General features: G+C 59.2%; 1 protein-coding gene. It reads right to left on the reverse strand.

Annotated features, from left to right (window positions below; genetic code table 11):
- A partial coding sequence (locus B4U49_RS18965) for a DUF11 domain-containing protein (protein WP_158078510.1) occupies window positions 1–331 on the reverse strand: 331 nt, incomplete at both ends.

Here is a 331-nt window from a genome sequence, read left to right on the forward strand (position 1 = left end):
TCTTGTCGATCACATAGTCCGGTCGACCGTCGATAGGAGTAACCTCGTTGTCTTCATTGTCTACGAGGTTCTGGTCGGGGCCGGTATTGCCATCGTCTTCAATGCTGGTGGTGTTGCTGGTCTCCTCGACGCCGGTGGGAATGGGATCGTCGATGATCACCGCGAATTCCACACTGCCGGTTTCTCCGGCGGCGAGGGTGTTGAGCTCGAGTGTGAAAGTGCCGTCTCCCTGATCCACCCAGCGCGGGTCGGAATTCGCCGCATCGAAACTGGCGTATTCCGGCAGGGATTCGGTGATCACCACGCCGCTGGCATCGGCGGTGCCGTTGTT

The sequence above is a fragment of the Microbulbifer mangrovi genome, from assembly GCF_002009015.1.
GTDB classification, from domain to species: domain Bacteria; phylum Pseudomonadota; class Gammaproteobacteria; order Pseudomonadales; family Cellvibrionaceae; genus Microbulbifer; species Microbulbifer mangrovi.